We start from the raw sequence: 25,633 nt of genomic DNA, 5'->3' as shown, positions 1-25,633 counted from the left end.
CCCGCCGCCTTCTGCCGCCGCCAAACCACATAGCCGAAAAGATTGGTTTTCATCGTTATAGTGTTAGGAAAATCAGGCGTATTCCCTTACAATACTCTTTATTCAAAAACCATCACAAAGGCGATACCATGCAGTATGCCAAAATTCTCGGAACAGGCAGCTACCTGCCCGCCAACCGCGTAAGCAATGATGATTTAGCCAAAAAAGTAGATACATCCGACGAGTGGATTACCACCCGCACCGGTATCAAATTCCGCCATATCGCCGACGAACACGAAAAAACCAGCGATTTGGCCGTTGCCGCCGCACGCCGTGCACTGCAAGATGCGGGTGTTGCCGCCGACGAAATTGATTTGATTATCGTGGCAACCTCAACACCCGATATGATTTTTCCTTCCACCGCCACCATCGTCCAACAAAAGCTCGGCATCGGCTCAACCGGCTGCCCCGCTTTCGACGTTCAAGCCGTGTGCGCGGGCTTTATGTATGCCTTAACCTCCGCCAATGCCTACATCAAAAGCGGCATGGCTGAAAAAGTGTTGGTTATCGGTGCCGAAACATTCAGCCGCATCATGAACTGGGAAGACCGAACCACTTGCGTGCTGTTCGGCGACGGTGCCGGCGCAGTCGTACTCGGCGCATCGGACGAACCGGGCATCATCCACAGCAAGCTGCAAGCCGACGGTAACTATATCGATTTGCTCAAAACGCCCGGCCAAGTGATGAACGGCCAAGTATGCGGCACGCCGTTTCTGACAATGGACGGCCCCGGCGTATTCAAATTCGCCGTTAAAATGCTGGCCAAAGTGGCAGACGATGTTATCAAAGAAGCAGGCTACACCCCGCAACAAATCGACTGGCTCGTGCCGCACCAAGCCAACAAGCGCATCATCGACAGCACGGCCAAGCATTTAGGGCTGAGCATGGACAAAGTGATCCTAACCGTGCAAGAGCACGGCAACACTTCCGCCGCATCCATTCCTTTGGCTTTGGATCACGGCATCCGCAACGGGCAAATCCGTCGCGGGCAACACCTGCTGCTGGAAGGTATCGGCGGCGGATTCGCATGGGGAGCAGTATTATTGAAATACTAATCGCCTAAATACGGGCCGTCTGAATTTCGGCAACCGAATCCAAACAAACACACAAGCGCAAACAGCAGCTTATATAATCGGCTTCGGCACCAACCGGCTACAAAAAAATAATTTTTCAGACGGCCTTTAATCAGGAGCAGGGGAAGCTCCTTACTCACACAGAATAAAAAATGGACAAACAAATACATTACGGCACGGTAACCCACTGGTTTACCGATCTTCAACGCGGCTCGGTATTATCCGACGACCACGGCACACAACGCATCTTGCTTGAAGCCTATTCGCTAACCCCGAATTACCGCTGCCCTCAAAGCGGCGACCGCATCAGTTTCAGCCTGCACGAAGACGGCAGAAACCGTTTATGCGCAGAAAACGCCACCCTGCTGCCGCCCCTAGCGGAAAACGAACGGATAGAAATTACCCTGAGCGATTGGAATTACCAGCAAAACGGCGGCTACGGCATACACCATGTGCAACGCAACTCGCCCATTTTCGTTTTGGGGCAGTTTCTCAACGATCAAACCCGCATCCCCGAAAACGGCGAAACACTCGAAGGCCGTCTGGTCAAACACAGCAACGGCCAATGGCTGCTGGTAGAAGTCGATATCATCGAAAAAATGCCGGCACCCCTGCCTGACATACCGATTCCGGAAGATATTCCGGCACCGCCGCTCCCGCCGCCTCGTTGGGTCAAAAATACCACACTCGAAGCGCAAAACACCGAGCTGCCGGCAGCCCTGCCCGCAAACCGGGTGCTGGGCGGCACAATCGCGCGCTGGAACGATGAAAAAGGTTACGGCTTTATCGCCACCGAAAACCGGCAAAATGTTTTCTTTCATATTTCCGCATTCCACTATATGTCGCAACGCCCCCGCACCGACCAAAAAGTCAGTTTTTACTGCAACCGGCCGGTAGGCAGCGAACCGCAGCGGGCAATGCGGGTGGTATTGAGCGGACACGAAGCCTCGCTGTTTTCCGAACGCCCCTACGATTACCACGAATTCAACCTCAATATGCGCAAACTGTTGTGTTACGGCCTGTTCGGCAGCCTCTACCTTTTCGGAGTGGCCTATTTTTCACCCATCGTGGCGGCTTTTTACTGCCTGACCAGCGCAGCAGCCTTTTGGCTTTACCGCAGCGACAAACAAACCGCAGTAACCCAATCACATAAAAAACAAGGTTATCTCGGGCGCGTGCCTGAAAAAAAACTGCACCAAATCGGCCTGCTCGGCGGTTGGCCTGGAGCCTTGTTTGCACGCGGCGCATACAACCACAAAACCGGCAAAGCCTCTTTTATCCGCATTTTCTGGATTACCGTAGCCATAAATATTGCCATAACCTACGGCCTGCTGATACATTACTGCGACAATCCCGTTGCCTTATTCTTAAAAAGTTAACGCTAAAAGGAATATCATGTCTTTTGCATTTTTCTTTCCCGGCCAAGGCTCGCAAAGCCTCGGCATGATGAACGGCTTTGAAGGCACAGCCGCAGTAAAAGCCACCTTTGATGAAGCCTCTACCGCCCTCGGCCAAGATTTGTGGGCCATGATGAACGGCGAAGATGTCGCCGCCATCAACGAAACCGTTAATACCCAACCGCTTATGCTTGCCGCAGGCATAGCCACTTACCGCGCTTATCTCGAAGCCGGCGGCAAAACACCCGATGCGGTAGCCGGCCACAGTTTGGGTGAATACACCGCTTTGGTAGCCGCAGGTGCATTGGATTTTGCCGATGCCGTCAAACTGGTGCGCTTGCGGGCAGAATTGATGCAAAGTGCCGTGCCGCAAGGCGAAGGCGCAATGGCCGCCATTTTGGGTCTGGACGATGAAGTTGTGCGCCAAGTGTGCTCTGAAGCCGCACAAGGCGAGGTAGTTGAAGCCGTAAACTTCAACTCGCCCGGTCAAGTGGTGATTGCCGGCTCTGCCGCCGCAGTCGAACGCGCTATGAATTTGGCCAAAGAAAAAGGCGCAAAGCGTGCCCTGCCCCTGCCGGTATCCGTGCCTTCGCATTGCAGCCTGATGAAACCCGCCGCCGAAAAATTGGCCGAAGCCCTGAAAAACATCGACATCAAACCACCGCAAATACGCGTGATTCACAATGCCGATGTTGCCTCTTATGACGATCCCGACAAAATCAAAGACGCTTTGGTGCGCCAGCTTTACAGCCCCGTGCGCTGGACAGAAACCGTTAACACATTGGTAGCGGAAGGCATTACCCAATCCGCCGAATGCGGCCCCGGCAAAGTGTTGGCAGGGCTGGCCAAACGCATTAATAAAGAAGCGGTATGCAGCGCATTAACCGATGCCGCCCAAGTGGAAGCCTTTATCGAATCACAGCGTTAAACCGTTTTTTCTCTAAATAGCCATACCTCAAACCTTTGGCAGCATTGCCGAATGGCGATGCAGTTTAAATTCAGGCCGTCTGAAAAAACTTTTTTCAGACGGCCTTTTACCGATATAACCAATCAAATGAAAAACAGCCGGAACGGTTTTACCCGCTCCGGCTGTTCCCCCGTAGTGTTTGCAGAAGCCGCTCGTGTTGCCGTTGGCGGCTTCTTTGGCCATTTATACCGTTTTCAAAGAGATTACCACTCGAAGTTCACGCCCACATTATAAGCAGTGTGACCACCTTTCGGGTTGAACGATACGCCCGCTTTGGTAGCGAAGTGTTCGTTGAAACGGTAGCCCGTGCCTACGGCAACAGCAGTTTCAGAACGGTAGCCGCCTACTGCCGCAGATACGTTCAATTTGCCTACGTTGTAGGGTTGGAACAAACCGCCTAATGCTGCTTGTGTGGCAAAGCCACGGCGCACTTCTTTATCCAAATCTTTGACTTTTCTGTCTAACTGTTGGATTTTCTTGCTGTTTTGTGCTGCTTGAGCTTGAACGCCGTCCAAACGCTTTTGATCCAATGCTCTGCTTTGGTTCAAGCGGTTAATCGCTTCTACGTTGGCAGAAATTCTTGATTTGTTCTCTGCGATACCGGCTTTGTTGGCAGCGATATCGGTTTTGTTTGCTGCAATGCCTGCTTTGTTGGTGGCAATATCGGCTTTGTTTGCGGCAATGCCTGCTTTGTTGGTGGCAATGTCGGCTTTGTTTGCAGCAATGCCCGCTTTGTTGGTGGCGATATCGGCTTTGTTGGCAGCAATGCCTGCTTTATTGGTGGCGATATCGGCTTTGTTGGCGGCAATGCCCGCCTTGTTGGTGGCAATATCGGCTTTGTTTGCGGCAATGTCTTTCTTATTGGTGGCAATACCTGCTTCGTTGGCGGCGATTCGGGCTCTGTTCGCATCCACCGCATTGCTCACTTCGGTTATTCTGTTTGTATTGCGTTTGATTTCTTCGGCATTGCTCTTGATTTTTGCAGCATTCTTGTCGATTTGTTCCACTTTTTGAGGATCTACACCTTTACCGAGAGAAATACGTGCAATAGCATCTTTATTCTCTTGGATTTGTTTAGCCTGAGCATCCGCGCCTGCTCGCAGTTGTTGGACTCCCACTTGATTATCCTGAGTCAACTTATTCAAAGCTGTCAGCTGCTCTTCATGTTTCTTAATTGTTTTGCCTTGTTTGTCTACTTCGCCGGTAAGCACATTCACTTTAACTTCGTTTTCAACAAGACCTTTAACTTGCTCTTTTAACGCTTCTTCATTCGCTTTAATGGTCTCTTTAGCTTTGCCCAAATCGGCTTTGATAGTTGCAATCTCTGACTTATTGGCTGCAATAGCTGTTGTGTTTGCGGGAACTGTTGTATCTCTAAGTTTAATAGTAGCTTCTTTAACTTGTTGCGCCTCATTTTTCAGTATTGCAAACTCTTCGCGTGCTTTTTTAGTCTCTGCTGCGAGTTGGTTGACCTTTGCATCATTCGTTTTTACTTTTTGTAAATCTGCCTTAATACCATTGATGTTTGTTTCCTGTTCTTTATGTTGTTTCTCAAGGTTTTTAATATAGCCGAGGTTTAATCCTACTTTTGAAGCTAAATTGGCATAATCACCTTCAATCTTGTTGACTTTGGTTGATTGAGCCGCCACAGCATCTGTATTTTTTTTTGATTTGCTCGTCCTGTTGAGTATTCTTCCTAGCCAACTCTTGACGATTTTGCTGGCCTGCCGTTATGAGATTGGCATGACTATCAATAAGCTCTTGGTGCAAGCCAAATTTTGCACGCACCTCCGAAATCCGTTGGTCATTATCATGGATTAATTTTCTATTTTGCTTCACCGTTTCTGCCAAATCTGTACTGTTTTCAGCATGTGCCTGCCCGGCAAAAACAGTCAACACTGCTGCCGCAGTCAATGAAAGTAAAGTATTGAATGATTGTTTTTTCATTTTATATTCCTTTAGTTTTGTTTGAGTAGACAACCGGTAACGGCAGCCGGATATAAGGGCACGGCAGTAAACTGTAGGGCATTGTTCAGCCTTCAACACTTGCCGGACACATCCGCCCGCCTTGCAGATAAAATGACGGAACAATAAATGAAAACTTACAACCCATTGGAAAAAATACACAAAAAAATTTTTATATTTATGTTTTTAAAGAAGATTTAATTCAAAAACATTCTTACATCGAAAACCAAAAAGCATATAAGCGGTTTTACTTCCTTCTTATTGAGGCCGTCTGAACCTTATAGTTAAGCCCGTTGCTGCGAGCTTTACACACCGGAGAGATAATCCGGCAAGCCTGTGTTCAGACGGCCTCGGAGCTTTTGCTGTATAATCGCGCGTTTGTTTCCACGCGGTTCGAAATCCTCCCGCGATACCAAAACTAGGAACCCAAATGCACAACGAAAAAGCACTGGTCGTCTTTTCAGGCGGCCAAGATTCCACTACCTGCCTGATTCAGGCGGTCCAAACCTACGGCCGCGAAAATGTGCAGGCCATCACGTTTCAATACGGGCAACGCCACGCCATCGAGCTGGAACGCGCCCGTTGGATTGCCGAAGATTTAGGCATCGCGCAAACCGTGCTTGATTTAAGCCTGATGCAGCAAATCACCCATAACGCCTTGATGGACGACACCGCCGAAATTCAGACGGCCTCAAACGGCGTGCCGAATACCTTTGTCGACGGCCGCAATGCGCTGTTTCTGCTCTACGCCGCCATTTACGCCAAAAGCCAAAACATCAAGCACATTATCGTGGGCGTATGCGAAACCGACTTTTCGGGCTATCCCGACTGCCGCGACATATTCGTGAAATCGATGAATGTTACCCTCAATCTGGCAATGGACTACGCCTTTCAAATCCACACGCCGCTGATGTATCTCACCAAAGCACAAACGTGGGCGTTGGCCGACCGTTTGGGCTGCCTCGACTACATCCGCGAACACACCCACACCTGCTATCACGGCGTGGAAGGCGGCTGCGGCGAATGCCCAAGCTGCGTGCTGCGCGAACGCGGGCTGGCAGAATATCTCGCTTCACGTTGACCGTCTTAAAGGCTTGTCTTCAGAAGGCTTGTGAAAACACGCCCCAGCTTTCCAAAACAAAAAAAGCCGTCTGAAACGGGTTTTATAGTTAAAAAACTTAATTTTAGTAGCATTACCGTCATACTCGGGCTTGACCCGAGTATCTTGAGTTCCGCTAACTTTAAGAGATACTCGGGTCAAGCCCGAGTATGACGAACGTACTATTTGTAAGTTGACCCACTATAGCAAAACCTGCCAAACCCGTTTCAGACGGCCCGAACTCCAAACCAAACCCACCATGAAAATCACCAAAATCTTCACATTCGATTCGTCGCACATGCTCGACGGACACGACGGCAAATGCCAAAACCTGCACGGCCACACCTATAAGCTCGAAGTCACGGTTTCAGACGGCCTCATTCAAGGCGGCGCGAAAGACGGCATGGTGATGGACTTTTCCGACCTTAAAACCATCGTCAAACGCACCATTATCGAGCCGTTCGACCACGCCTTTATCTATAACGGCAACAACCCGCGCGAAAGCCAAATCGCCGCCCTGCTCGAAAGCTGGAACATGAAAACCCTGCGGTTCGGTTTCCGCACCACCGCCGAAAACATGACGGTGGAAATGTTCGGCCGTCTGAAAAACGCCGGCCTGCCCGTGAGCCTGATCCGCCTGTGGGAAACACCTACGTCTTGCGCGGAATACGAAGGGGAATAAAGCCATGACCGAAATCCGCCCCGAAAACCCGCAATACCGCATCGTTGAAATCTTCGAAAGCCTGCAAGGGGAAGGCTATAACACTGGCATGCCCGCCGTATTCATCCGCCTCGGCAAGTGCAACCTCGCCTGCTCATGGTGCGACACCGACTACCTCACATTCAATATGATGAGTTTGCAGGATATTTTAGGCCGTCTGAAAAGCTACACAGCACGCAACATCATCATCACCGGCGGCGAACCCACCATCCAGCCGCATCTCGATATTCTGCTCGATGCACTGAAAACCGAAGGCTACACGCTCTGTATCGAAACCAACGGCCTCAACCCCGCGCCGCCGCAAATCGACTTTGTCGCCACCAGCCCCAAAGCCTGCTATGCAGAAAAATACGAAAAGCAGTGCATCGCAACCGCCGACGAAGTACGCATCGTGGCCGACGGCGATGTGCTGGCGTTTTGCGAACGTATGGAGCACAAAATCCGTGCCAAGCATTACTACCTTTCGCCCTGCGAGCAAAACGGCGAAATGAATATTTACGATACCATCCGCCAAATCGGTGTGCTCAACAGCCGCTCCGATGCCCCCGTGCATTGGCAATTGAGCGTGCAAACACATAAATGGGCGGGGATTGAGTAACTCTGTATTCTCAATACGCTTTAATCCCGCAGAAAAGGCAGTATGCATCAGCACACTGCCTTTTTTGACGAAGGAAAACGGTATTTCACATTTGAATCAACAAACCTGCTGTTTTTCAAACATCTATCAAGGGTTCACGCTTGATTTCAGATGGCCGTAACCTTCGGCATCCATTTTATCCAGCGGAATAAAACGCAGGCTGGCGCCGTTGATGCAGTAGCGCAAACCGCCTTTGTCTTTGGGACCGTCGGGGAACACATGGCCCAAGTGCGAATCGGCGGCACGGCTGCGTACTTCGACGCGGCGCATGTTGTAGCTTAAGTCGTCGTGTTCGGTAACGGCGGCCTGTTCGATCGGGCGGGTAAAGCTCGGCCAGCCGCAGTGGGAATTGTATTTGTCGGCGGAGCTGAACAGGGGTTCGCCGCTGACCACATCAACGTAAATACCCGGGTCGAACAGATGGTCGTATTCGTGGCTGAAAGCGTATTCGGTGCCGCTTTGCTGGGTAACGCGGTATTGCTCGTCGGTTAATATGCGTCTCAGTTCGGCATCGCTCGGTTTGCGGTAGGTGGCGGCATTAAAACCTTTTTCGGTTTTCGGTGCGCTTTTTCCGGGCAGCGGCTCGTCGGCTTTGCGGATATCGATATGGCAGTAGCCGTTGGGGTTTTTAATCAGGTAATCTTGATGGTATTCCTCTGCTTCGTAGAAATGTTGCAACGGCAGGTTTTCCACAACCAGCGGCAGGCTGTATTTGGTTTGCTCTTTTTTCAGGGCAGCTTCTACCACTGCTTTTTCGGCAGAATCGGTATAGTAAACGCCAGTACGGTACTGTGTGCCGCGGTCGTTGCCTTGTTTGTTGAGGCTGGTGGGGTCGATTACGCGGAAATAGTATTGCAGGATATCGTCGAGGCTGAGTTTGTCGGCATCGTAGGTAACTTTTACGGTTTCGGCATGGCCGGTATCGCGGTAAACCACGTCTTCATAAGAAGGGTGGTCGGTTTTGCCGTTGGCGTATCCGGATACGGCATCCACTACGCCGGGCACGCGCTGGAAGTAGGCTTCCAAGCCCCAAAAGCAGCCTCCGGCCAGATAAATGGTTTTGGTGTTGATCACGGCAGATTCCTTTTTCTTGTCGCTGGGTTTGTAGAATTGGGTTTTCAGACGGCCTATGTCGGCATCGGGGTTATCGATCAGAGCCAAAGCCTGCGCTTCGTTGATGCTGCCTTTGATAATGCGGGCGACTTCGCCTTTTTTGTTGAGCACCGCCCACGAGGGGTAAACACCGATATTGAGGCTTTTGGCGATTTTACCACCGTCATCCGCAATCACCGGCAGCTTGGGGTAGTTCAGGCCGGCATACCATTGCTGAAATTCGCCCGTTTTTTTCTCGCCGAGAAAGCCGGGAGAGGCCACGGTAATCAGATTGGCCGTCTGAAAACGGCTGTCTTTTGCCCATTCTTCGGTATGCCCCAGCTCGGAAAGGCACAGCGGACACCAACTCGCCCAAAATTTAATCAACGTAGGCTTGTCTTTTTGCAGATAGTTTCCGGCGGGCTTGCCTTGAGTGTCTTGCAGCTTATACAAAACTTGCGGCACGGGCGCAGCGGCTGCCGATTGCGTTTGCGGCAGCAAAACGGCCGTGCCCGCACCAATTGCGGCAATCAGGGCAAAAATTTTCCAGCCCGTATGTTTGGGGGTTTTCATGATTTCCTCCTGTTGATCGGGATTTTATACAGCAGACGCGCGCAACGGTAAATTCTTACACGGCAGATTGTTTTCCCATGTAAATTTGCCCAAGCAACGGTTTGCAAAGGCAGGTTGAAACTGTTGCAAGATAAAAACATCAAGGCCGTCTGAAAACCATGTTTTCAGACGGCCTCTTACTGATTAGACCATTCAGCGGGGTTTAGGCATAGTGGCGTTCTTCGCCTTTGCCGTCCACATTGTCGGCACAGCGTTTGCAGATGGTGGGATGTTCGGCAACCGCGCCGATGTCGTCGGTGTAGTGCCAGCAGCGTTCGCATTTTTCGCCGCTGCTCACTTTGGCCGTTACCGCCAGCTCTTCACCTTTGCTAACGGAGGCTTTGGACACCAGCAACACGAAACGCAATTCGTCGCCAAGCATTTTCAGGTAGCCTGCCAAATCTTCGGGAGCAGTGATTTCGACTTCGGCCTGCAAAGAAGAACCGACGGTTTTATCGGTGCGCAACGGCTCGATGGCGGCGGTGGCCGCTTCGCGCACTTGGCGCACGGCTTGCCATTTTTTCACGAGTTCGGCTTCGCTCTTCTCGTTGATGGGCGGGAATTCGTGCCATGTGTGGAACAGCACGCTGTCTTCTTCGCCGCCGCCGATGATGTCCCACGCTTCTTCTGCGGTGAAGCAGAGAATCGGCGAAATCAGCAACACCAAGCTGCGGGTGATGTGGTAAAGCGCGGTTTGCGCGCTGCGGCGGGCGTGGCTGTCGGCGTGGGTGGTGTAGAGGCGGTCTTTCAGAATATCGAGATAGAACGCGCCCAAGTCTTCCGAACAGAAGCTCACGATGTCTTTCACGGCGAAGTGGAAGGCATAACGCGGGTAGTAATCGCCGGCCAAACGCTCTTGCAGTTGGCGCGCCAAAATCAAGGCGTAGCGGTCGATTTCCACCATTTGGTCTTGCGGCACGGCGTGCTCGATGGGGCGGAAATCGCTCAGGTTGGCAAACAAAAAGCTCAAAGTGTTGCGGATGCGGCGGTAGCTTTCGGTAACGCGTTTGAGGATTTCTTTGGAAATCGCCAATTCGCCGCTGTAATCGGTAGAGGCCGTCCACAAGCGCAGGATGTCGGCACCGAATTCGTTATACACTTCTTGCGGAGCGACAACGTTGCCCAGCGATTTGGACATTTTTCTGCCGTTTTGATCCACCACAAAACCGTGCGTGAGCAGTTGTTTGTAAGGTGCGCGGCCCATCGATGCGCAGCCGGTGAGCATGGACGACTGGAACCAGCCGCGGTGCTGGTCGCTGCCTTCGAGGTAAAGGTCGGCAGGCCAAGCCAGCTCGTCGCGCTGTTTCAGCACAGAAAAGTGGGTGCTGCCCGAATCGAACCATACGTCCATGGTGTCTTTGAGTTTTTCGTATTGATCGGCTTCCGCGCCCAAGAGTTCGGCGGCATCCAGCGAGAACCATGCTTCGATGCCTTTTTCTTCGATGCGTTTGGCCACTTCTTCCAAAAGCTCGGCGGAACGCGGGTGCAGTTCGCCGGTTTCTTTGTGGACGAAGAAGGTCATCGGCGTGCCCCAATAGCGTTGGCGCGACACCACCCAGTCGGGGCGGCCTTCAATCATGGCTTGCAGGCGGGCGCGGCCCCATGAGGGGAAGAACTCGGTATCGTCCACGGCTTTGAGCGCGTTGTTGCGCAGGGTTTTGCCGCTGGCTCCGGCTTTGTCCATGCCGATAAACCATTGGCCGGTGGCGCGGTAAATCAGCGGGGTTTTGTGCCGCCAGCAATGGGCGTAGCTGTGTTCGATTTTGGCGTGGGAAAGCAATCTGTTTTCTTCTTGCAGCCATTCGATAATCACGGCGTTGGCTTCCCAAACGGTTAAGCCGGCCACGCGCGGCACGTCGCTGCGGTAGCGGCCTTCGCTGTTAACGGGGTTGTCGAGCGTGATGTTGTATTTCAAGCAGACGAAATAGTCTTCCAAGCCGTGCGAAGGTGCGGTGTGAACCAAGCCGGTACCGGCATCGGTGGTAACGTGTTCGCCGTTAAGCATCGGGATGTCGCGCTCTAAAAACGGATGGCTCATGTGCAGGTTTTCGAGCTTGTCGCCGGTGGTCTCTGCCAACACTTGGGTTTGGCCGTCTGAAAAGCCGTAGCGTTTCAAAGCGTCTTCGGCCAAATCTTTGGCGAGTACGAGTTTGCCTTTCGGCGTGTCGATCAGCCGGTAAACCACATCAGCACCTGCGCTCACGGCTTGGCTGGCGGGCAATGTCCACGGCGTGGTTGTCCAAATCACGGCAAAGGCTTGGCCGTCGAGGTTGCTCAAACCGAAGGCTTGGGCAAGGGCGGCGTTGTCTTTAAACGGATAAGCCACGTCGATGGCGGGCGATACTTTGTCTTTGTATTCCACTTCGGCTTCGGCCAGCGAAGAGCCGCAATCCAAGCAAAACTGTACAGGTTTTTCGCCGCGGTAGAGGTAGCCGGCTTTGTAGATTTCGCCGAGGGTGCGCACGGTGTCGGCTTCGGTTTTGAAATCCATAGTCAGGTAAGGTTTGCCCCAATCGCCGAGCACGCCTAAGCGGATGAAGTCTTTTTTCTGGCGGGCGATCTGTTCGGCGGCATATTCGCGGCACAGTTCGCGGAACTTGGCATCGGGCATGTTTTTGCCGTGCAGTTTTTCCACCATCACTTCAATCGGCAGGCCGTGGCAGTCCCAACCCGGCACATAGGGCGCGTCGAAGCCGGCCAGCGTTTTGCTGCGGATGATGATGTCTTTCAGAATTTTGTTAACGGCATGACCGATGTGGATGTCGCCGTTGGCATAGGGCGGGCCGTCGTGCAGAATGAATTTCGGGCGGCCTTGGGCTTTTTGGCGCAGTTTTTGGTAGCGTTGCTGATCCTGCCAATCTTTCACCCACGCCGGCTCGCGCTTGGCGAGATTGCCGCGCATGGGAAAAGGCGATTCGTGAAGATTGACGGTTTTGCTGTAATCGGTCATGGTGTTCTCGGTTATTCGGTTATATAGCAGTGATTCAAATCGTTTTAGCGGATTTGGCCAAACCTGTGAAGCCGGTTATTTCAGACGGCCTGTTTTCAGGCTTGCAAAATTGTTTCATTTTATAAGGCTTTGCGTTGTCTGAAAAGTGCAACAGACTGTGAAAAGGCCGGTAAATGAAAGTTAAACGTTACAATGTTTAGGCCGTGCAGACAATGTTTCGGCCAAACGGCAGTAGTATATCCGCAGCCTGCCTTCGGTCGGCTCTATTTATAAAGATGATTTTACTGGAAAGGAATGTTTGATGAAATTTGTAAAAATGCTTGCTCCTGCCGCTGCTGCCCTGATTTTGGCTGCATGTGCTTCTGATGCTCCCCGACATCACGACCACGGCCACCGTCACGACCACAGCCACGGCCATGACCACAGCCACCATACACACGGTTCAGCTACCAAATTCAGCTGCCAAAACGGCTTTACCGTTAACGTAAACCGCATCAACGGCGACCGCGTTGCTGTTGAATACGGCCTGCAAGACGAGCGTTATAACGCCACTCTTGAAAGCGCAGTATCCGGTTCGGGCGAGCGTTACGTATCACGCGACAAAAAAACCGAATGGCACCAAAAAGGCGGCGAAGCCATCTTGTCTTTCTCCGACCGCTACGGCAACGTAACCCAAACTTCTTGCAACAGCACGAAATAAACAGTAGCTTGCAGCCATACTTAAAAGGCCGTCTGAATCATGTTCAGACGGCCTTTCCTAATCGGCAATCACATTACCGTTAGCCTTCCACCCTTACTTCTACACGGCGGCCTTCGGCATCGTTACCGATGGCGCCGGTAGTGTTTTCAGGTTTGCGCAATTCGATGTTCGCGGGGTTTACGCCTTGTGCTTCAAAGAACGCTTTCACGGCGTTGGCGCGTTTTTTCGATAATTCGGCATTGGCGGCGGCATTACCGGTGCTGTCGGCAAAACCGCTGATAATCAGTTTTTTGCCTTCTTTACCTGCGGCAATCAGATCAGCCGCCATCACTTCCGCACCTTCGGCTACATCGGCTTTGGCGGTAGCAAAATAGAATTTGGCTACGCCGTCTTGATAAAGCACGTGTGCATCATCGGGTTTGACGGCATCGACAACGATTTGAGAAGCCGCGGATGCTGCCGCTTCACTGGCAACCGGCGTGGCAATCACAGAAGGTTCAGACGGCATAACGGGGGCAGACACGCCGGACGCATCCATAGGCTCGACAACCGCTCCCACATCAGAAACCGCTTCACCCGATGCGGCAACCGGCGTGGTATCGCCTGCTTTGCGGTCGCAGCTCTTGAAAGCAAACAAGGCCAACAGTGCGGCAAGCACCAAAGCAATCCATTTGCCCAATCCCGAACCTTTTGCCGCAGCAGTTGATGCGACGGGAGCAGCGGCGGCAGAAGCTCCGGTAGCCGCGGTGCGCGCGGTAGTACCGAACAAACCGGAAAGGCTGCCGAACAGGCCGCTCAAACTACCGATACCCAAGGCCGACAACATGCCGTTGCTGAGCGAACCCGACAACCAATCGCGTTGCGAGCTGAACAAGCCCAGCATTTGATCGCGGTCGAGATTTTCGGTTTTCATTTTATTGCGCAAAACCGACAATACCAAAGGCAGAGCCAAGGCTATCAAAGAACCCGCGGCCGATTTTGACACGCCGCTTTCTTGGGAGATCTGGTCGGATACATCGGCTGCGTTTCCTCCCAAGAAATGAGGCAGTTGGGTTTTACCCCATACCAGCAAATCGTTAAAGCCGGAACCGCCCTCTTCCGCGCGGCCCACGGCATTGGTCAAGAGATTGCCCGAAGCACCGCTAACGGTTTCGTATAAATTGGCTGCGTTGTCCGGCTGGTTGCTGATGTGTTTCAGCATACCGGCTACTACCGCAGGAAGGGCGAGACGGACTGCTTTGGTGCTGTTTTCGGCACTTTCGCCCGATTGGGTAAGAAAACGGCTCAACACGCCGCCCAGTTGGCTTTGCAATAAATTGCCCAAATCAAAAGACATACTTCTTTCTCCTTGTTGTGAGAGGTGTCGAAAATAAGCACCAAAAATACGGCACGGCTCATAATTTGTGTTTATGCTTCCGCAGCACGTTTTTTCTGACACTTAAACTTAACGTATCGGCAATATCGCGCAACCCGGAGAAAATAAAACAAAATGCCGAAGCACGTTAAATAAATTTCATCGGCATTTTTTGAGTTTTTCATTTCTTAACAAAGCCATCACGCCCGCAAAAACGGATTATGGCGTTTTTCATGGCCTATCGTGGTTGTTCTGCCATGCCCGCTGATCACTTGTGTCGTTTCGGGCAATACCAGCAGCTTGCTTGTGATATTACGGATCAAATCGGCGTGATTTCCGCGCGGAAAATCCGTTCTGCCGATACTTTCATAAAACAAGACATCCCCTGCTATCAATAATTCCGCATCTTTACAATAAAACACAACATGACCCGGGGTATGGCCGGGCGCATGCAGTACGTCAAATACATATTTGCCCACCTTCAAAGTATCGCCTTCCTGCAACCAGCGCGTAGGCGTGAACGACGGCGACACGGGGAAGCCGTATTCAGCCGTAATGCGCGGCAATTCTTCAAGCAAAAACAAATCTTCCGAATGCGGCCCCCATACCGGCACATCGAGATGCGAGCGCAGTTCCACCACTCCGCCCACATGATCCAAATGGCCGTGCGTCAGCCAAATCTGGGTCAAATTCAAATTGTGCTTTTCGATTTCCTGCAGCAGAAACGGCACATCGCCGCCCACATCGGTTAAAACGGCCTCACGGGTTTCGTCATCCCAAATCAAGGTACAGTTTTGACGGAACGGTGTTACCGCAATGATTTCGCATTGTAAAGTCATCAATCAATTCCTTTATTTTTCAGACGGCCTGTAATAGTATCTTGCGCAACCAAATACACAAATGAAACAGCATTACAGGGGATCAAACAAAATGAAACGCATCATACTCTCTTGCGCCTTGTTTATCACGCAGACCACCGCAGCGGCCGCTTCGGAGTTGCTGCTGGCAAAAGAATATACCGGCCAAAATGTTAGCGGTTGGGCCATGAGTGAAAAATTAGACGGTGTGCGCGCCTATTGGAACGGCAAACAGCTTGTCAGCCGTCAAGGTTATGCGTTTACTCCGCCCGCCGGCTACACCGCCCATTTCCCGCCCTTCCCCCTAGACGGCGAACTGTTCAGCCAAAGAGGGCAATTCGAACGCATATCTGCCGCCGTGCGTTCAAGCTCGGGCAGCTGGCAGCACATCAAACTGCATGTGTTCGACGTGCCGCAAGCACAAGGCAATCTCTACCGGCGCTTGGCAGTATTGGAAAACTGGCTGAAACAACACCCTCAAGCACCTGTCAAAATCATTCCTCAAACACCGGTTCGAAACAATGCCCACGCCCACGCATTTTTAAAGCAAATCGAAGCGGCCGGCGGTGAAGGCGTGATGTTGCGCCATCCCGACATGCCTTATCAAAGCGGACGCAGCAACTACCTGCTCAAACTAAAAAGCCGGCACGACGACGAATGTACCGTTACCCGCCACTACGAGGGCAAAGGCAAATATGCCGGCATGGTCGGTGCCTTGGGCTGCACCAACCGCCACGGCGAATTCCGCATCGGCAGCGGTTTGAAAGATGCCGACCGCGCCAACCCGCCTGCCATCGGCAGCACAATCACCTACCGTTACAGCGGATTCACACAAAAAGGCACGCCGCGCTTCGCTACGTTTTTACGGGTTAGAAAAGAGCCGTAAAGCGTCCGCCAATCGATGCTGCGGCAAAATGTAAAGGCGGAAAAACCGCTTCGTTCGATATCTAAAACGGTTTTACCGATAAACCGGCATGATTTGAACTTTCTTTTTTCAGACGGCACGTTACAATAAAAGCAGACACACACCGCTGATTACGATGCTTTTGCCGAATTTTATTTTGCCGGCCCCCGCATATTCCGATAACCATTACGCAAAGGCATCTCCATAACATCCGTATTCTATCTGCCACATGGACAACAAAGCCCCCGATTCCTACCGCATCAAACGCCGCCGCACAAAAAACGCGCAGCCGTTTTGGCAGGCCGACAAACCTTATCTGCACGAACACAATATCAGCGATGTGCGCTTCCGCATACTCGGTTATCTGATGGCACTGTTAGCGGGAGCCATTAACGCCGGGGGCTTTTTTGCGGTTGTACGCTACACTTCCCACGTTACCGGCGAAATGTCGCACGCAGCCGATATGGCTTATTTGGGCGAATGGAAAGCGGTATTGATTGCCATGCTCGGGCTGGTGTGCTTTATTCTCGGCGCAGCCCACTCGAGTTGGGTGGTTTTATGGGCGAAAAGGCGGAGGTTTCGCGGCGGATTCGGTTTTTCGATGTGGCTGGAAGGAATCTATATGCTGCTTTTCGGCGTTTTGGGCGTTACCGCGCTCGAATGGGACATTGCAGAAATGCCATCATTGGCCATGTTTTTATTGTGTTTCATTATGGGTATGCACAATACCGTCGTTACCATACTTTCCGGCGGTGCCATCCGTTCCACCCACATGACCGGCACGGCAACCGATTTAGGCATAGAAATTTCCAAAATGCTCTATTACAGCCGCAGCAACAACCCCAAACTGCCCAACGTGCACGTTAACAAACCCAAAGCCAAACTCTTTACCGGCCTGTTAACAGCCTTTTTTGCCGGCGGCCTGATCGGCGCATGGGGCTACCACACGGTAGGCCATCACTTCGCCTTACCCGTATCGGCAATACTGTTCGTGTTGGGATTCGGTTCGGTCGGATACGATGTCAAACTGAGAATCAAGCTCAGGCTGATACAGCGTTTACAGAAATACGGCCAAAGAAAGCACAGCCGGCAATAAGCACCTGCTACTTCTCCGTGTATCATAAAAGACACGGTTTATACCCGTTCAGACGGCATCAGGCCGTCTGAACAGTAAGCAAGCGGCCAGCTTTGTAATATAACGTTAAGCAAACTGTTTAGCATGGATAATGTTCTATATAGTAAACGCAGAAACATGTCTCAACAAAACAGGCCGAAAACCTGAATAAATCATTAGTACAGAATCGAAAGGAAAACCTATGAACCTGTTGAAACCCTTAACCGTATTGGCAGCCACTTCCGCATTAATGCTTTCAGGCTGCGTAACCGACCCCGTAACCGGCCAACAAAAAATGAGCAAAACCGCTATGTACGGCTTAGGCAGCGCAGCAGCCTGCGGCATCGTCGGCGCACTTACCCACGGCGGCAAAGGCGCACGCAACTCGGCTTTGGCGTGCGGCGCAGTAGGTGCGGGCGTTGGCGGCTATATGGACTACCAAGAGAAAAAACTGCGTGAAAGCTTAGCCAATACCAACGTAGAAATCGAACGCCAAGGCAATCAAATCAAATTGATCATGCCCGAAAGCGTAACCTTTGCTACCAATAGTGCGGCATTGAGCGGCAATGCCATGGACGCCTTGAATAAAGCGGCCGAAACGCTCGTTCAATATCACGACACCACTTTAACCATAGCCGGCCATACCGACAACACCGGTTCCGATGCCATCAACGAGCCGCTGTCGCAACGCCGCGCCCAATCGGTAGCCGATTACCTGAACCGCCGCGGTGTGGCAGCTTCGCGACTCAGCACCATCGGTTACGGCTCGCGCCAACCCGTTGCAGGCAACGACACCCTTGAAGGAAGAGCCAAGAACCGCCGTGTAGAAATCTTGATCAACCCTGATCAAAACGCGGTTCGCGCTGCCCAGCAACAGCAATAAACAGGCTGCAACCTTTACAAATCCCCTGATGCAGATGCAATTCAACGCGTCGTAACGCGTACAGAAATGCAGATGGGGATTTTGCAAAGGTCTCAAGCAGAGTTTACCTGCCACACGCATATAGCCAATCAACTTAATTTCTGCTACTGAGCAGCAACGCCGTAGCAGAAATTAAGTTGATTGGCTATACACATATTGTCAGGTCGCTCACTGCCTTGTATCAACAATAAGTTTATTTGCGATATAAAAAAGAGGCCGTCTGAAAAAAAACGACGGCCTTTGAAGTGCTCTTACAGATGGGAGTGTCTGCAAAGAGATTCTGGAGAGTTAAACTAAAGGAAATCAATCAAAACATAAAGCAGCCTGAGGTTCTTCCAATACTGCTCCCGCCCTATCGGCACCGTACTCTACTCATATACGGCTTTACGCTATCACACAGAAGCAGCCTGCCTAAACCCAGACTGATTTAATCTTTCAGCTTAAGATACTTTTTCCATCAAACGGGTGGGGCCGGCAGCAATTGCCGCTTCCAATTCTTCCGAAGAAGCCACTACCGTAATACCTGCTTGGCGCAAAGCATATACTGCTTTCAAGGTATCTTCAGGTGTATAACCGCTGCATGCCGCCAGATTCACAATAATATGCCAGTTGTCGTTATACCAAGCCAAATGAGCGGCAGTTTCCAAAACAGCCTGTTCCATTGCCAAACCGCCGATAATCACAGTTTGGGCATTTTGCGCATGCAGCCATTCGATTAAACCGGTGCTGCGGCTTTCTTTGGCATCATGAAAGCAGGCACTGAAAGACTCGTCACCCTCCACTTCTACGGCATGATCGTAATCCGCCGGGCTGGGCAAGCCTTTGAGCAAATGTGTTCCGCGGCAAGATTCAACACGGATAGCAAACTGGCTTTCGCGGCTGAACGTAAATGTGTTGTGCACTTGACCTGCCCCACCGCTGCACAAGCTGGCGCATAAGGTCTTTTTCGCAGCAGAAATGTTTTCAACTAATAAACGCTTGTGGGCAAAACGGGCCTGACGGTTCAACTCCGGTACAATGTTTTCCGGTTGGTGAACACATTGTTGGTCGTTAGCCGCAAAGCAAGAAAAACGGCATTGGGGTTGAAGGTCGATAGCAATGATGGTCATGATGTTTGCCCCTTTAAAAATGGTTCCCGAACAAATAAACGGAACAAATTTAAGATAATTGGTTTATTTCGATAAACGGCATATTATCAAGACAAACGTATTTTCTCTAGTTATTATTTTTAACTGTAAAAATAATTTCGTTAGAAAATATCTATCAAAAAGCATAAAAAATACCGGATATTCGGTATATATAACAAATAAAAATAATAAATATTTGATTTTAATATAAATTTTAAAATGCCAAATTATAGATATAGACAATTAACATATTAACCACTTGTTTGTTGTTGCAACATCATTTCAACCCACCGCATCAAAACTCCGGCTAAAAATATAATTTTCATATTAAAATCAATAACAAATATAAAAGCCATTCTGTTAACAAAATGATACAGTCGGCATTATTTTAAGACAAACGGTATAAAATTTTGCGAACAACGAATATGGATGCCGATCAAGACGCAATAACACCCTAGTAACAGTTAAGGTGATTGAATATATTCCGCTAAATCGGGGCATACTTACTTTCTTTTTACAACAGATGATTGCCTCCTTTCTTTATTCCTAAAAAAAACCGAGACCTTATATGAACATAAGGTCTCGGCCGGCAGATGCCCCATGCACTCTTTTATCCGCTTACTGTTTACCCGCTTACTGAAACAGGCAGAATCGTTAGCTGCTGAGAGCGCATTTCACGAAAAGTCGAACATTTAGTTTTTGTCTAAATCAACCAGTTTGTTTTTGGAAATCCAAGGCATCATGCTGCGGAGTTGTGCGCCCACTTTTTCGATTTGGTGATCTGCATTCAAACGGCGGCGGGCAGTCATGCTGGCATAGTTGGTGGCACCTTCTTGAATAAACATTTTTGCGTATTCGCCGCTTTGGATGCGGTACAGTGCCTTTTTCATGGCTTCTTTAGTGGCAGGAGTAACCACTTCGGGGCCGGTAACATATTCGCCGTATTCGGCATTGTTGGAAATGGAGTAGTTCATGTTGGCAATACCGCCTTCATACATCAAATCCACAATCAGTTTCAGCTCGTGCAAGCATTCGAAATAAGCCATTTCGGGGGCATAACCGGCTTCTACCAATGTTTCAAAACCGCATTTCACCAATTCCACTGCGCCGCCGCACAATACGGCTTGCTCGCCGAACAAGTCGGTTTCGGTTTCTTCGCGGAAGTTGGTTTCAATCACACCGCCTTTGGTGCCGCCGTTGGCTGCTGCGTAAGACAAGGCGATATCGCGTGCTTTACCTGAGTTGTCTTGGTAAACGGCAATCAGGGTAGGCACGCCGCCGCCTTTGAGGTATTCGCTGCGTACGGTGTGGCCGGGGCCTTTAGGCGCAACCATTATAACGTCGACATTTTTTGCAGGAACAATTTGGTTGTAATGAACATTGAAGCCGTGTGCGAATGCCAAAACGGCACCGTCTTTCAAATTATCGTGGACTTCGGCGTTGTAAACGGCAGGAGCGGTTTCGTCAGGCAACAGAATCATTACCACATCGGCAGCTTTGGTGGCTTCCGCTACGGAGCGTACGTCGTGACCGGCGGCTACGGCTTTATTCCAAGAACCGCCTTGGCGCAAACCGATCACTACGTTTACGCCGGAATCTTTTAAGTTAGCCGCGTGGGCATGGCCTTGCGAACCATAACCGATGATGGCTACGGTTTTACCTTTGATCAATGACAGGTCTGCATCTTTATCATAAAAAACTTGCATGTTTTTTCCTTTGTTCATTTAGTAAATAATATTGGGTTGGGCGGGCTTATTGTGGTGCATTTTCGGAAAGATCTCGCATGGATATGATTTCCACACTTTGAGTTTTGCCCTCGATTGCCTTGAGAAAGGCTTGAAAATGTGCCGAGGCGGCATGTTCGTCAACTGCTGCCTGTGATTTCCAGATTTCAAAAAACACTACTCTGTCGGGGTTTTCCAAATCTTGGTGTAAATCGTAACGTATATTGCCTGCTTCTCTGCGGCTGGCGGAGACTAATTGCAGGAACTCATCAAACAGCTCTTGGCGGTATTCGGGTTTCACAACAATCATTGCGGCAATTTTTACGTTAGGCATGGCGTTTTTCCTTATCGATATTTTTCAGACGGCCTCTAGAAAGCTCCATCAAACTATCTATATAGTGAAGAGGCCGTCTGAAAAAGTCAGATTCTCAATATCCGTTCGCCGCGGCCGATACCTGCCGCACCGGTACGCACGGTTTCCAAAATCTGGCTACGGCCTACGGTTTCCAAAAATGAGTCCAGTTTATCGCTGGAACCGGTAATTTCGATGGTGTAGGTTTTATCGGTTACGTCAACGACGCTGCCGCGGTAGATTTCGGTCAGGCGCAAAAACTCGTCGCGGTCTTTTCCAACGGCACGCAGCTTAACCAGCATCAGTTCGCGCTCGACAAACCGGCTTTCATTCAAATCGACCACCTTCACCACTTCAACCAGTTTGTTGAGTTGTTTGGTGATTTGTTCCAACACGGTGTCGTCGCCATGAGTAACAATGGTCATGCGCGAAAGGGTTTTATCTTCGGTTGCCGCAACGGCTAAAGAATCAATGTTGTAATCACGAGCGGAGAACAAGCCTACCACGCGGCTCATCGCGCCTGATTCGTTTTCCATCAGGATAGATAATATATGTCGCATTATGGCACGCTCCTTGTGTCGTAATCACGGTCTTTAACGTCGTTCACGTCCGAATCCATCGGGGTTTCGCGCATATGAGGCGGCAGCACCATTTCGTCCAAACCTTTGCCGTTGCCTACCATCGGGAACACATTTTGCTTTTTGTCGGTAATGAAATCCAAGAAAACCAAACGGTCTTTCTGATTCAAAGCTTCAAGCAGCGCACCCTCTACATCTGATTTTTTGTCCACTCGGATACCGATATGCCCGTAGGCTTCGGCCAATTTCACAAAATCGGGCAGTGAATCAAAGTAAGTTTCCGATTCGCGGTTGCTGTAATACAGCTCCTGCCATTGGCGCACCATACCCAAATAACCGTTGTTGAGTGTTACCACATTAATCGGTATGCGGTATTGGAAACAGGTTGAAAGCTCTTGGATGTTCATCTGAATCGAGCCTTCGCCGGTAATACAGAACACATCCTGGTCGGGAGCGGCAAGTTTCGCACCCATTGCATAAGGCAAACCTACGCCCATCGTACCGAGGCCGCCTGAATTGAGCCATTGGCGCGGCCGCTCAAACGGGTAGTATTGAGCGGCGAACATTTGGTGCTGCCCTACGTCGGAAGTGATAATGGCTGAATTGTTGGTTACTTCGGCCAGCTTTTTCACCACATATTGCGGTTTGATAATCTCGCTGTCGTAATCCACCCACAAGCAATCACGGCTGCGCCATGATTCGATGTTGTGCCACCATTTTTCCAAAGCGGCAGGCGTCACAAGCAGCTCCTGCTTTTTCCACAGGCACGACATTTCCGACAATACGTTTTTCACATCACCCACAATCGGCACGTCAACTTTAACGCGCTTGGCGATGCTGGAAGGATCAATGTCGATATGGATGATTTTCTTAGGTTTTTCTAAAAATTTAGCAGGTACCGAAACCACACGGTCGTCAAAACGCGCACCTACGGCCAACACCACATCGGCATTCTGCATAGCCAAGTTGGCTTCGTAAGTGCCGTGCATACCCAGCATACCCAAATACTGACGGTCGCTGGAAGGGAACGCACCCAAGCCCATTAAGGTGCCGGTGCAGGGCGCTCCGGTTAAACGCACGAAATCAATCAATTCCTGATGCGCGTTGCCCAATACCACGCCGCCGCCGAAATACACCAACGGCCGTTTGGCCGAAGCAAACATCTGTACGGCTTTTTTGATTTGACCGGTGTGCCCTTGCGTAACCGGTTGGTAAGACCTGATAAAAATATCTTCTTGCGGATAGCTGAATTTCGCCATCGCCTGCGTTACGTCTTTGGGGATATCCACCACCACCGGGCCGGGTCGGCCGGTTGAAGCAATCTGAAAGGCTTTTTTGATGGTCGTTGCCAGCTCGTTGATGTCGGTAACCAAGAAGTTATGCTTCACGCAGGGACGGGTAATACCTACCGTATCCACCTCCTGAAACGCATCCGTGCCGATTGCGGGCGTACCCACCTGACCGGTAATAACCACCATGGGAATGGAATCGGAATACGCGGTGGCGATACCGGTTAGCGCATTGGTTGCTCCCGGCCCGGAAGTAACCAACGCCACGCCGACTTTACCGCTGGTGCGCGAATAAGCGTCTGCGGCATGCACCGCCGCCTGTTCGTGGCGTACCAAAATATGTTTGAATTTATTGAGTTGGAAAAGCGCATCGTAGATTTCGAGAACTGCGCCGCCCGGATAACCGAAAACGTATTCCACGCCCTCGGCCTTAAGACTCTGCACGAGTATTTGTGCACCTGATAATTGCATGTCTGCCTCTATTTTCTGCGTGTAAACCAATAGGAGCAACCGGCTTCGCCACAGCACCTGTAATGCATTTTCTGTAAGCAGCGATTTAGGGTACGCGCACCACAGAAAAACGGCGACAACCAAGCTGCCCAATCAATTGAATCAGACGCTTGAGCGTTCATCAAAGTAAAAAAGAGTTTGCACAATACCCCAAACTCCCCAATCCAATCAAGACAAAAACTTTCATCTGCCTGCACAAAATTTTCATAAAGCCTTTACTATTTGATTTTCATCAAAATAAATTAAAACAACATCCGACTACAATATTCAGATTAAACGGACGTAAACAAAAGGCCGTCTGAAAACATGCTTTTCAGACGGCCTTAAATATCAAACAGCTCTAAGAAATACAAACAAACCCCGCCTCTTTTCGAGCCATAGCAATAAAGCTCGTTTGGATTGCAGGGTTTGCGGTTATTCTGGCGCACCCAACAGGGATCGAACCTGTGACCTCCAGCTTCGGAAACTGACGCTCTTCCAACTGAGCTATGGGTGCGAAAAGGCGTAAGGTTAGCGTAAAACATCCCGTTTGGCAAAATTAATTTACCGCAGCTCCGAACAGATACCCGATCATGGCACAGCTTGCGGCAAACTGCCCGCTCCGCTGTTAATTTAACGGCATTTTTTGCGGCGGATTCAACTTAAAGATTGGAAAGACGGCGTGAATTCAGTATAATCCAGCAAAATATTGTTAACTCGAATTAACACAACCCCTAGAATTACAACTTAATTTCGTCACAACCTACCAAAACGGCGAGGCCATACCAAATGAATCAACTGAGCAATCACAAAGCCCGAGGTTCTGCATTAACCACCCTTGTGGGCGGTATCGTTATCCTGCTTGCAGTACTGTTTTTTCTGGTTAAACTGGCAAACAGCAACTATTTCAGCAACGTAGAAGAAACCACCACATCCGCCACAGAAACCCGCATCATGCCTGCCGGCAGCTTGGCTATGGGCGACGGCACACCGATCGGCGAACGCACCGGCGAACAGATTTTCAACAAAGTCTGCATTCAGTGCCATGCTGCAGACGGCAACGTTCCCAACGCACCGCGCATCACCAATAACGGCGAATGGGCACCGCGCATTGCCAAAGGTTTTGAAACCCTGTTTAACAACGCACTCAACGGCTTCAATGCCATGCCCGCCAAAGGCGGCCAAGCCGATTTGACCGACGACGAACTCAAACGCGTTATCGCTTACATGACCAACCAATCCGGCGGTAATTTTGAAGCGCCTGCCGTAGGTGCTGCCGCATCCGAAGCTGCCGCATCCGGTGAAACCGCTGCCGCTGCTTCTCCAGCCACTTCGATTGACGGCAAAAGTATTTTTGATACCACTTGCGTAGCCTGCCACGGTGCCACTTCTGCCATTCCCAATGCACCGCGCATTACCAAAAACGACGAATGGGCTCCACGCATCAAAAAAGGTAAAGACGCATTGTTCAAAAGTGCCATCGAAGGCTACACCGGCCCGAGCGGCAGCCTGATGCCTGCCAAAGGCGGCAACACCAACTTAAGCGACGACGAAGTTAAAGCTGCCGTAACTTATATGGTGAACGAATCAGGCGGTAAGTTTTAACTGACCCGATCAATCTGAGTGATAAAAAAGCACACTTTAAGCGAATTAAAGTGTGCTTTTTAATTG

At 50.5% G+C, this 25,633-nt stretch carries 23 protein-coding genes and 1 tRNA gene; 11 read left to right on the top strand and 13 right to left on the bottom strand.

What is annotated here, in order from left to right:
- The first annotated feature begins 128 nt into the window (after positions 1 to 128).
- From LVJ88_RS02485 to fabD, 3 genes are all read left to right on the top strand, one after another.
- Positions 129 to 1,094, top strand: coding sequence for a beta-ketoacyl-ACP synthase III (locus tag LVJ88_RS02485; RefSeq protein ID WP_085418782.1), 966 nt, complete (start codon positions 129 to 131; stop codon positions 1,092 to 1,094).
- Between the two features lie 170 nt (positions 1,095 to 1,264).
- Positions 1,265 to 2,491 carry a DUF1294 domain-containing protein gene (locus LVJ88_RS02480; protein WP_085418781.1) on the top strand — a complete coding sequence of 409 codons (1,227 nt, stop codon included), beginning with the start codon at positions 1,265 to 1,267 and terminating at the stop codon, positions 2,489 to 2,491.
- Positions 2,492 to 2,507: 16 nt separating this feature from the next.
- Entirely contained in the window at positions 2,508 to 3,437 is a 930-nt protein-coding gene (gene fabD, locus LVJ88_RS02475; RefSeq protein ID WP_085418780.1) for an ACP S-malonyltransferase, read from the top strand.
- Between the two features lie 27 nt (positions 3,438 to 3,464).
- On the opposite strand, the gene LVJ88_RS02470 is transcribed toward fabD, so the two are convergent.
- From LVJ88_RS02470 to LVJ88_RS02460, 3 genes are read right to left on the bottom strand one after another with little or no spacing between them, the layout of a single operon-like run.
- Positions 3,465 to 3,659, bottom strand: a complete 195-nt coding sequence (locus LVJ88_RS02470; protein WP_085418779.1) for a hypothetical protein — start codon at positions 3,657 to 3,659, stop codon at positions 3,465 to 3,467.
- A gap of 20 nt (positions 3,660 to 3,679) precedes the next feature.
- The gene (locus LVJ88_RS02465) at positions 3,680 to 5,125 is read right to left on the bottom strand and encodes a YadA-like family protein (protein WP_143773678.1); all 1,446 of its coding nucleotides are present in this window, start codon (positions 5,123 to 5,125) and stop codon (positions 3,680 to 3,682) included.
- On the bottom strand, positions 5,091 to 5,423 hold the full coding sequence (locus LVJ88_RS02460; protein WP_085418777.1) for a hypothetical protein: 333 nt from the start codon (positions 5,421 to 5,423) through the stop codon (positions 5,091 to 5,093). The genes LVJ88_RS02465 and LVJ88_RS02460 overlap by 35 nt, the downstream gene beginning before the upstream one ends.
- A gap of 448 nt (positions 5,424 to 5,871) precedes the next feature.
- Between LVJ88_RS02460 and queC the strand changes: the two genes are divergently transcribed.
- The 3 genes from queC (at position 5,872) to LVJ88_RS02445 (ending at position 7,859) form a co-directional block, all read left to right on the top strand.
- Positions 5,872 to 6,522, top strand: a complete 651-nt coding sequence (gene queC, locus LVJ88_RS02455; protein WP_085418776.1) for a 7-cyano-7-deazaguanine synthase QueC — start codon at positions 5,872 to 5,874, stop codon at positions 6,520 to 6,522.
- Between the two features lie 277 nt (positions 6,523 to 6,799).
- The gene (gene queD / locus LVJ88_RS02450) at positions 6,800 to 7,222 is read left to right on the top strand and encodes a 6-carboxytetrahydropterin synthase QueD (RefSeq protein ID WP_085418775.1); all 423 of its coding nucleotides are present in this window, start codon (positions 6,800 to 6,802) and stop codon (positions 7,220 to 7,222) included.
- Positions 7,223 to 7,226: 4 nt separating this feature from the next.
- Complete coding sequence (locus LVJ88_RS02445) at positions 7,227 to 7,859, top strand: 7-carboxy-7-deazaguanine synthase QueE (protein WP_085355772.1); 633 nt, start codon at positions 7,227 to 7,229, stop codon at positions 7,857 to 7,859.
- A 126-nt stretch (positions 7,860 to 7,985) separates the two neighbouring features.
- Here the strand turns inward: LVJ88_RS02445 and msrAB are convergent, their stop codons facing one another.
- Both msrAB and ileS read right to left on the bottom strand, forming a co-directional pair.
- Positions 7,986 to 9,563, bottom strand: coding sequence for a bifunctional peptide-methionine (S)-S-oxide reductase MsrA/peptide-methionine (R)-S-oxide reductase MsrB (gene msrAB, locus LVJ88_RS02440; protein WP_085418774.1), 1,578 nt, complete (start codon positions 9,561 to 9,563; stop codon positions 7,986 to 7,988).
- Positions 9,564 to 9,765: 202 nt separating this feature from the next.
- Complete coding sequence (gene ileS, locus LVJ88_RS02435; protein ID WP_085418773.1) at positions 9,766 to 12,552, bottom strand: isoleucine--tRNA ligase; 2,787 nt, start codon at positions 12,550 to 12,552, stop codon at positions 9,766 to 9,768.
- Positions 12,553 to 12,853: 301 nt separating this feature from the next.
- Here ileS and LVJ88_RS02430 point away from each other — a divergent pair, with 301 nt between their 5' ends.
- Positions 12,854 to 13,252, top strand: coding sequence for an MliC family protein (locus tag LVJ88_RS02430; protein ID WP_085418772.1), 399 nt, complete (start codon positions 12,854 to 12,856; stop codon positions 13,250 to 13,252).
- A gap of 79 nt (positions 13,253 to 13,331) precedes the next feature.
- On the opposite strand, the gene LVJ88_RS02425 is transcribed toward LVJ88_RS02430, so the two are convergent.
- Both LVJ88_RS02425 and LVJ88_RS02420 read right to left on the bottom strand, forming a co-directional pair.
- Positions 13,332 to 14,588, bottom strand: coding sequence for an OmpA family protein (locus LVJ88_RS02425; RefSeq protein ID WP_054600208.1), 1,257 nt, complete (start codon positions 14,586 to 14,588; stop codon positions 13,332 to 13,334).
- A gap of 218 nt (positions 14,589 to 14,806) precedes the next feature.
- Positions 14,807 to 15,445 (bottom strand): MBL fold metallo-hydrolase, encoded by a 639-nt coding sequence (locus LVJ88_RS02420; RefSeq protein WP_085355769.1) that lies wholly within the window; start codon positions 15,443 to 15,445, stop codon positions 14,807 to 14,809.
- Between the two features lie 91 nt (positions 15,446 to 15,536).
- Here LVJ88_RS02420 and LVJ88_RS02415 point away from each other — a divergent pair, with 91 nt between their 5' ends.
- The 3 genes from LVJ88_RS02415 (at position 15,537) to LVJ88_RS02405 (ending at position 18,364) form a co-directional block, all read left to right on the top strand.
- Positions 15,537 to 16,349 (top strand): DNA ligase, encoded by an 813-nt coding sequence (locus tag LVJ88_RS02415; RefSeq protein WP_054600206.1) that lies wholly within the window; start codon positions 15,537 to 15,539, stop codon positions 16,347 to 16,349.
- Positions 16,350 to 16,596: 247 nt separating this feature from the next.
- On the top strand, positions 16,597 to 17,463 hold the full coding sequence (locus tag LVJ88_RS02410) for a YoaK family protein (protein ID WP_085418771.1): 867 nt from the start codon (positions 16,597 to 16,599) through the stop codon (positions 17,461 to 17,463).
- Between the two features lie 220 nt (positions 17,464 to 17,683).
- Positions 17,684 to 18,364, top strand: coding sequence for a YiaD family glycine zipper/OmpA-like lipoprotein (locus LVJ88_RS02405; protein ID WP_054600204.1), 681 nt, complete (start codon positions 17,684 to 17,686; stop codon positions 18,362 to 18,364).
- A 479-nt stretch (positions 18,365 to 18,843) separates the two neighbouring features.
- Here LVJ88_RS02405 and LVJ88_RS02400 read toward each other — a convergent pair whose 3' ends face one another.
- From LVJ88_RS02400 to LVJ88_RS02375, 6 genes are all read right to left on the bottom strand, one after another.
- Complete coding sequence (locus LVJ88_RS02400) at positions 18,844 to 19,512, bottom strand: isochorismatase family protein (RefSeq protein ID WP_085358372.1); 669 nt, start codon at positions 19,510 to 19,512, stop codon at positions 18,844 to 18,846.
- Positions 19,513 to 20,222: 710 nt separating this feature from the next.
- On the bottom strand, positions 20,223 to 21,236 hold the full coding sequence (gene ilvC / locus LVJ88_RS02395; RefSeq protein WP_054600202.1) for a ketol-acid reductoisomerase: 1,014 nt from the start codon (positions 21,234 to 21,236) through the stop codon (positions 20,223 to 20,225).
- Positions 21,237 to 21,282: 46 nt separating this feature from the next.
- Entirely contained in the window at positions 21,283 to 21,588 is a 306-nt protein-coding gene (locus tag LVJ88_RS02390; protein ID WP_085418676.1) for a putative quinol monooxygenase, read from the bottom strand.
- 86 nt (positions 21,589 to 21,674) lie between these two features.
- Entirely contained in the window at positions 21,675 to 22,166 is a 492-nt protein-coding gene (ilvN, locus tag LVJ88_RS02385; RefSeq protein ID WP_054600200.1) for an acetolactate synthase small subunit, read from the bottom strand.
- The gene (ilvB, locus tag LVJ88_RS02380; protein ID WP_085355766.1) at positions 22,166 to 23,944 is read right to left on the bottom strand and encodes a biosynthetic-type acetolactate synthase large subunit; all 1,779 of its coding nucleotides are present in this window, start codon (positions 23,942 to 23,944) and stop codon (positions 22,166 to 22,168) included. The genes ilvN and ilvB overlap by 1 nt, the downstream gene beginning before the upstream one ends.
- A 459-nt stretch (positions 23,945 to 24,403) precedes the next feature.
- A tRNA-Arg gene (locus LVJ88_RS02375) sits at positions 24,404 to 24,479 on the bottom strand.
- 272 nt (positions 24,480 to 24,751) lie between these two features.
- On the opposite strand from LVJ88_RS02375, the gene LVJ88_RS02370 reads away from it, so the two are divergent.
- Positions 24,752 to 25,567, top strand: coding sequence for a c-type cytochrome (locus LVJ88_RS02370; protein ID WP_054600198.1), 816 nt, complete (start codon positions 24,752 to 24,754; stop codon positions 25,565 to 25,567).
- Positions 25,568 to 25,633: the final 66 nt, after the last annotated feature.

The organism is Neisseria dumasiana (genome assembly GCF_022870885.1).
GTDB lineage: Bacteria > Pseudomonadota > Gammaproteobacteria > Burkholderiales > Neisseriaceae > Neisseria > Neisseria dumasiana.
This window is presented reverse-complemented; position numbering and strand designations above follow the sequence as displayed.

What these genes read in the sequence shown, in the direction of transcription:
- LVJ88_RS02400 (WP_085358372.1), bottom strand. Translation starts at nt 19,512, where the DNA reads ATGACCATCATTGCTATCGACCTTCAACCCCAATGCCGTTTTTCTTGC.
- LVJ88_RS02425 (WP_054600208.1), bottom strand. Translation starts at nt 14,588, where the DNA reads ATGTCTTTTGATTTGGGCAATTTATTGCAAAGCCAACTGGGCGGCGTG.
- LVJ88_RS02445 (WP_085355772.1), top strand. Translation starts at nt 7,227, where the DNA reads ATGACCGAAATCCGCCCCGAAAACCCGCAATACCGCATCGTTGAAATC.
- LVJ88_RS02405 (WP_054600204.1), top strand. Translation starts at nt 17,684, where the DNA reads ATGAACCTGTTGAAACCCTTAACCGTATTGGCAGCCACTTCCGCATTA.
- queC (WP_085418776.1), top strand. Translation starts at nt 5,872, where the DNA reads ATGCACAACGAAAAAGCACTGGTCGTCTTTTCAGGCGGCCAAGATTCC.
- ilvB (WP_085355766.1), bottom strand. Translation starts at nt 23,944, where the DNA reads ATGCAATTATCAGGTGCACAAATACTCGTGCAGAGTCTTAAGGCCGAG.
- ileS (WP_085418773.1), bottom strand. Translation starts at nt 12,552, where the DNA reads ATGACCGATTACAGCAAAACCGTCAATCTTCACGAATCGCCTTTTCCC.
- LVJ88_RS02410 (WP_085418771.1), top strand. Translation starts at nt 16,597, where the DNA reads ATGGACAACAAAGCCCCCGATTCCTACCGCATCAAACGCCGCCGCACA.
- LVJ88_RS02470 (WP_085418779.1), bottom strand. Translation starts at nt 3,659, where the DNA reads ATGGCCAAAGAAGCCGCCAACGGCAACACGAGCGGCTTCTGCAAACAC.
- ilvC (WP_054600202.1), bottom strand. Translation starts at nt 21,236, where the DNA reads ATGCAAGTTTTTTATGATAAAGATGCAGACCTGTCATTGATCAAAGGT.
- msrAB (WP_085418774.1), bottom strand. Translation starts at nt 9,563, where the DNA reads ATGAAAACCCCCAAACATACGGGCTGGAAAATTTTTGCCCTGATTGCC.
- LVJ88_RS02390 (WP_085418676.1), bottom strand. Translation starts at nt 21,588, where the DNA reads ATGCCTAACGTAAAAATTGCCGCAATGATTGTTGTGAAACCCGAATAC.
- LVJ88_RS02430 (WP_085418772.1), top strand. Translation starts at nt 12,854, where the DNA reads ATGAAATTTGTAAAAATGCTTGCTCCTGCCGCTGCTGCCCTGATTTTG.
- LVJ88_RS02460 (WP_085418777.1), bottom strand. Translation starts at nt 5,423, where the DNA reads ATGAAAAAACAATCATTCAATACTTTACTTTCATTGACTGCGGCAGCA.
- LVJ88_RS02370 (WP_054600198.1), top strand. Translation starts at nt 24,752, where the DNA reads ATGAATCAACTGAGCAATCACAAAGCCCGAGGTTCTGCATTAACCACC.
- LVJ88_RS02420 (WP_085355769.1), bottom strand. Translation starts at nt 15,445, where the DNA reads ATGACTTTACAATGCGAAATCATTGCGGTAACACCGTTCCGTCAAAAC.
- LVJ88_RS02415 (WP_054600206.1), top strand. Translation starts at nt 15,537, where the DNA reads ATGAAACGCATCATACTCTCTTGCGCCTTGTTTATCACGCAGACCACC.
- ilvN (WP_054600200.1), bottom strand. Translation starts at nt 22,166, where the DNA reads ATGCGACATATATTATCTATCCTGATGGAAAACGAATCAGGCGCGATG.
- queD (WP_085418775.1), top strand. Translation starts at nt 6,800, where the DNA reads ATGAAAATCACCAAAATCTTCACATTCGATTCGTCGCACATGCTCGAC.
- LVJ88_RS02485 (WP_085418782.1), top strand. Translation starts at nt 129, where the DNA reads ATGCAGTATGCCAAAATTCTCGGAACAGGCAGCTACCTGCCCGCCAAC.
- LVJ88_RS02480 (WP_085418781.1), top strand. Translation starts at nt 1,265, where the DNA reads ATGGACAAACAAATACATTACGGCACGGTAACCCACTGGTTTACCGAT.
- fabD (WP_085418780.1), top strand. Translation starts at nt 2,508, where the DNA reads ATGTCTTTTGCATTTTTCTTTCCCGGCCAAGGCTCGCAAAGCCTCGGC.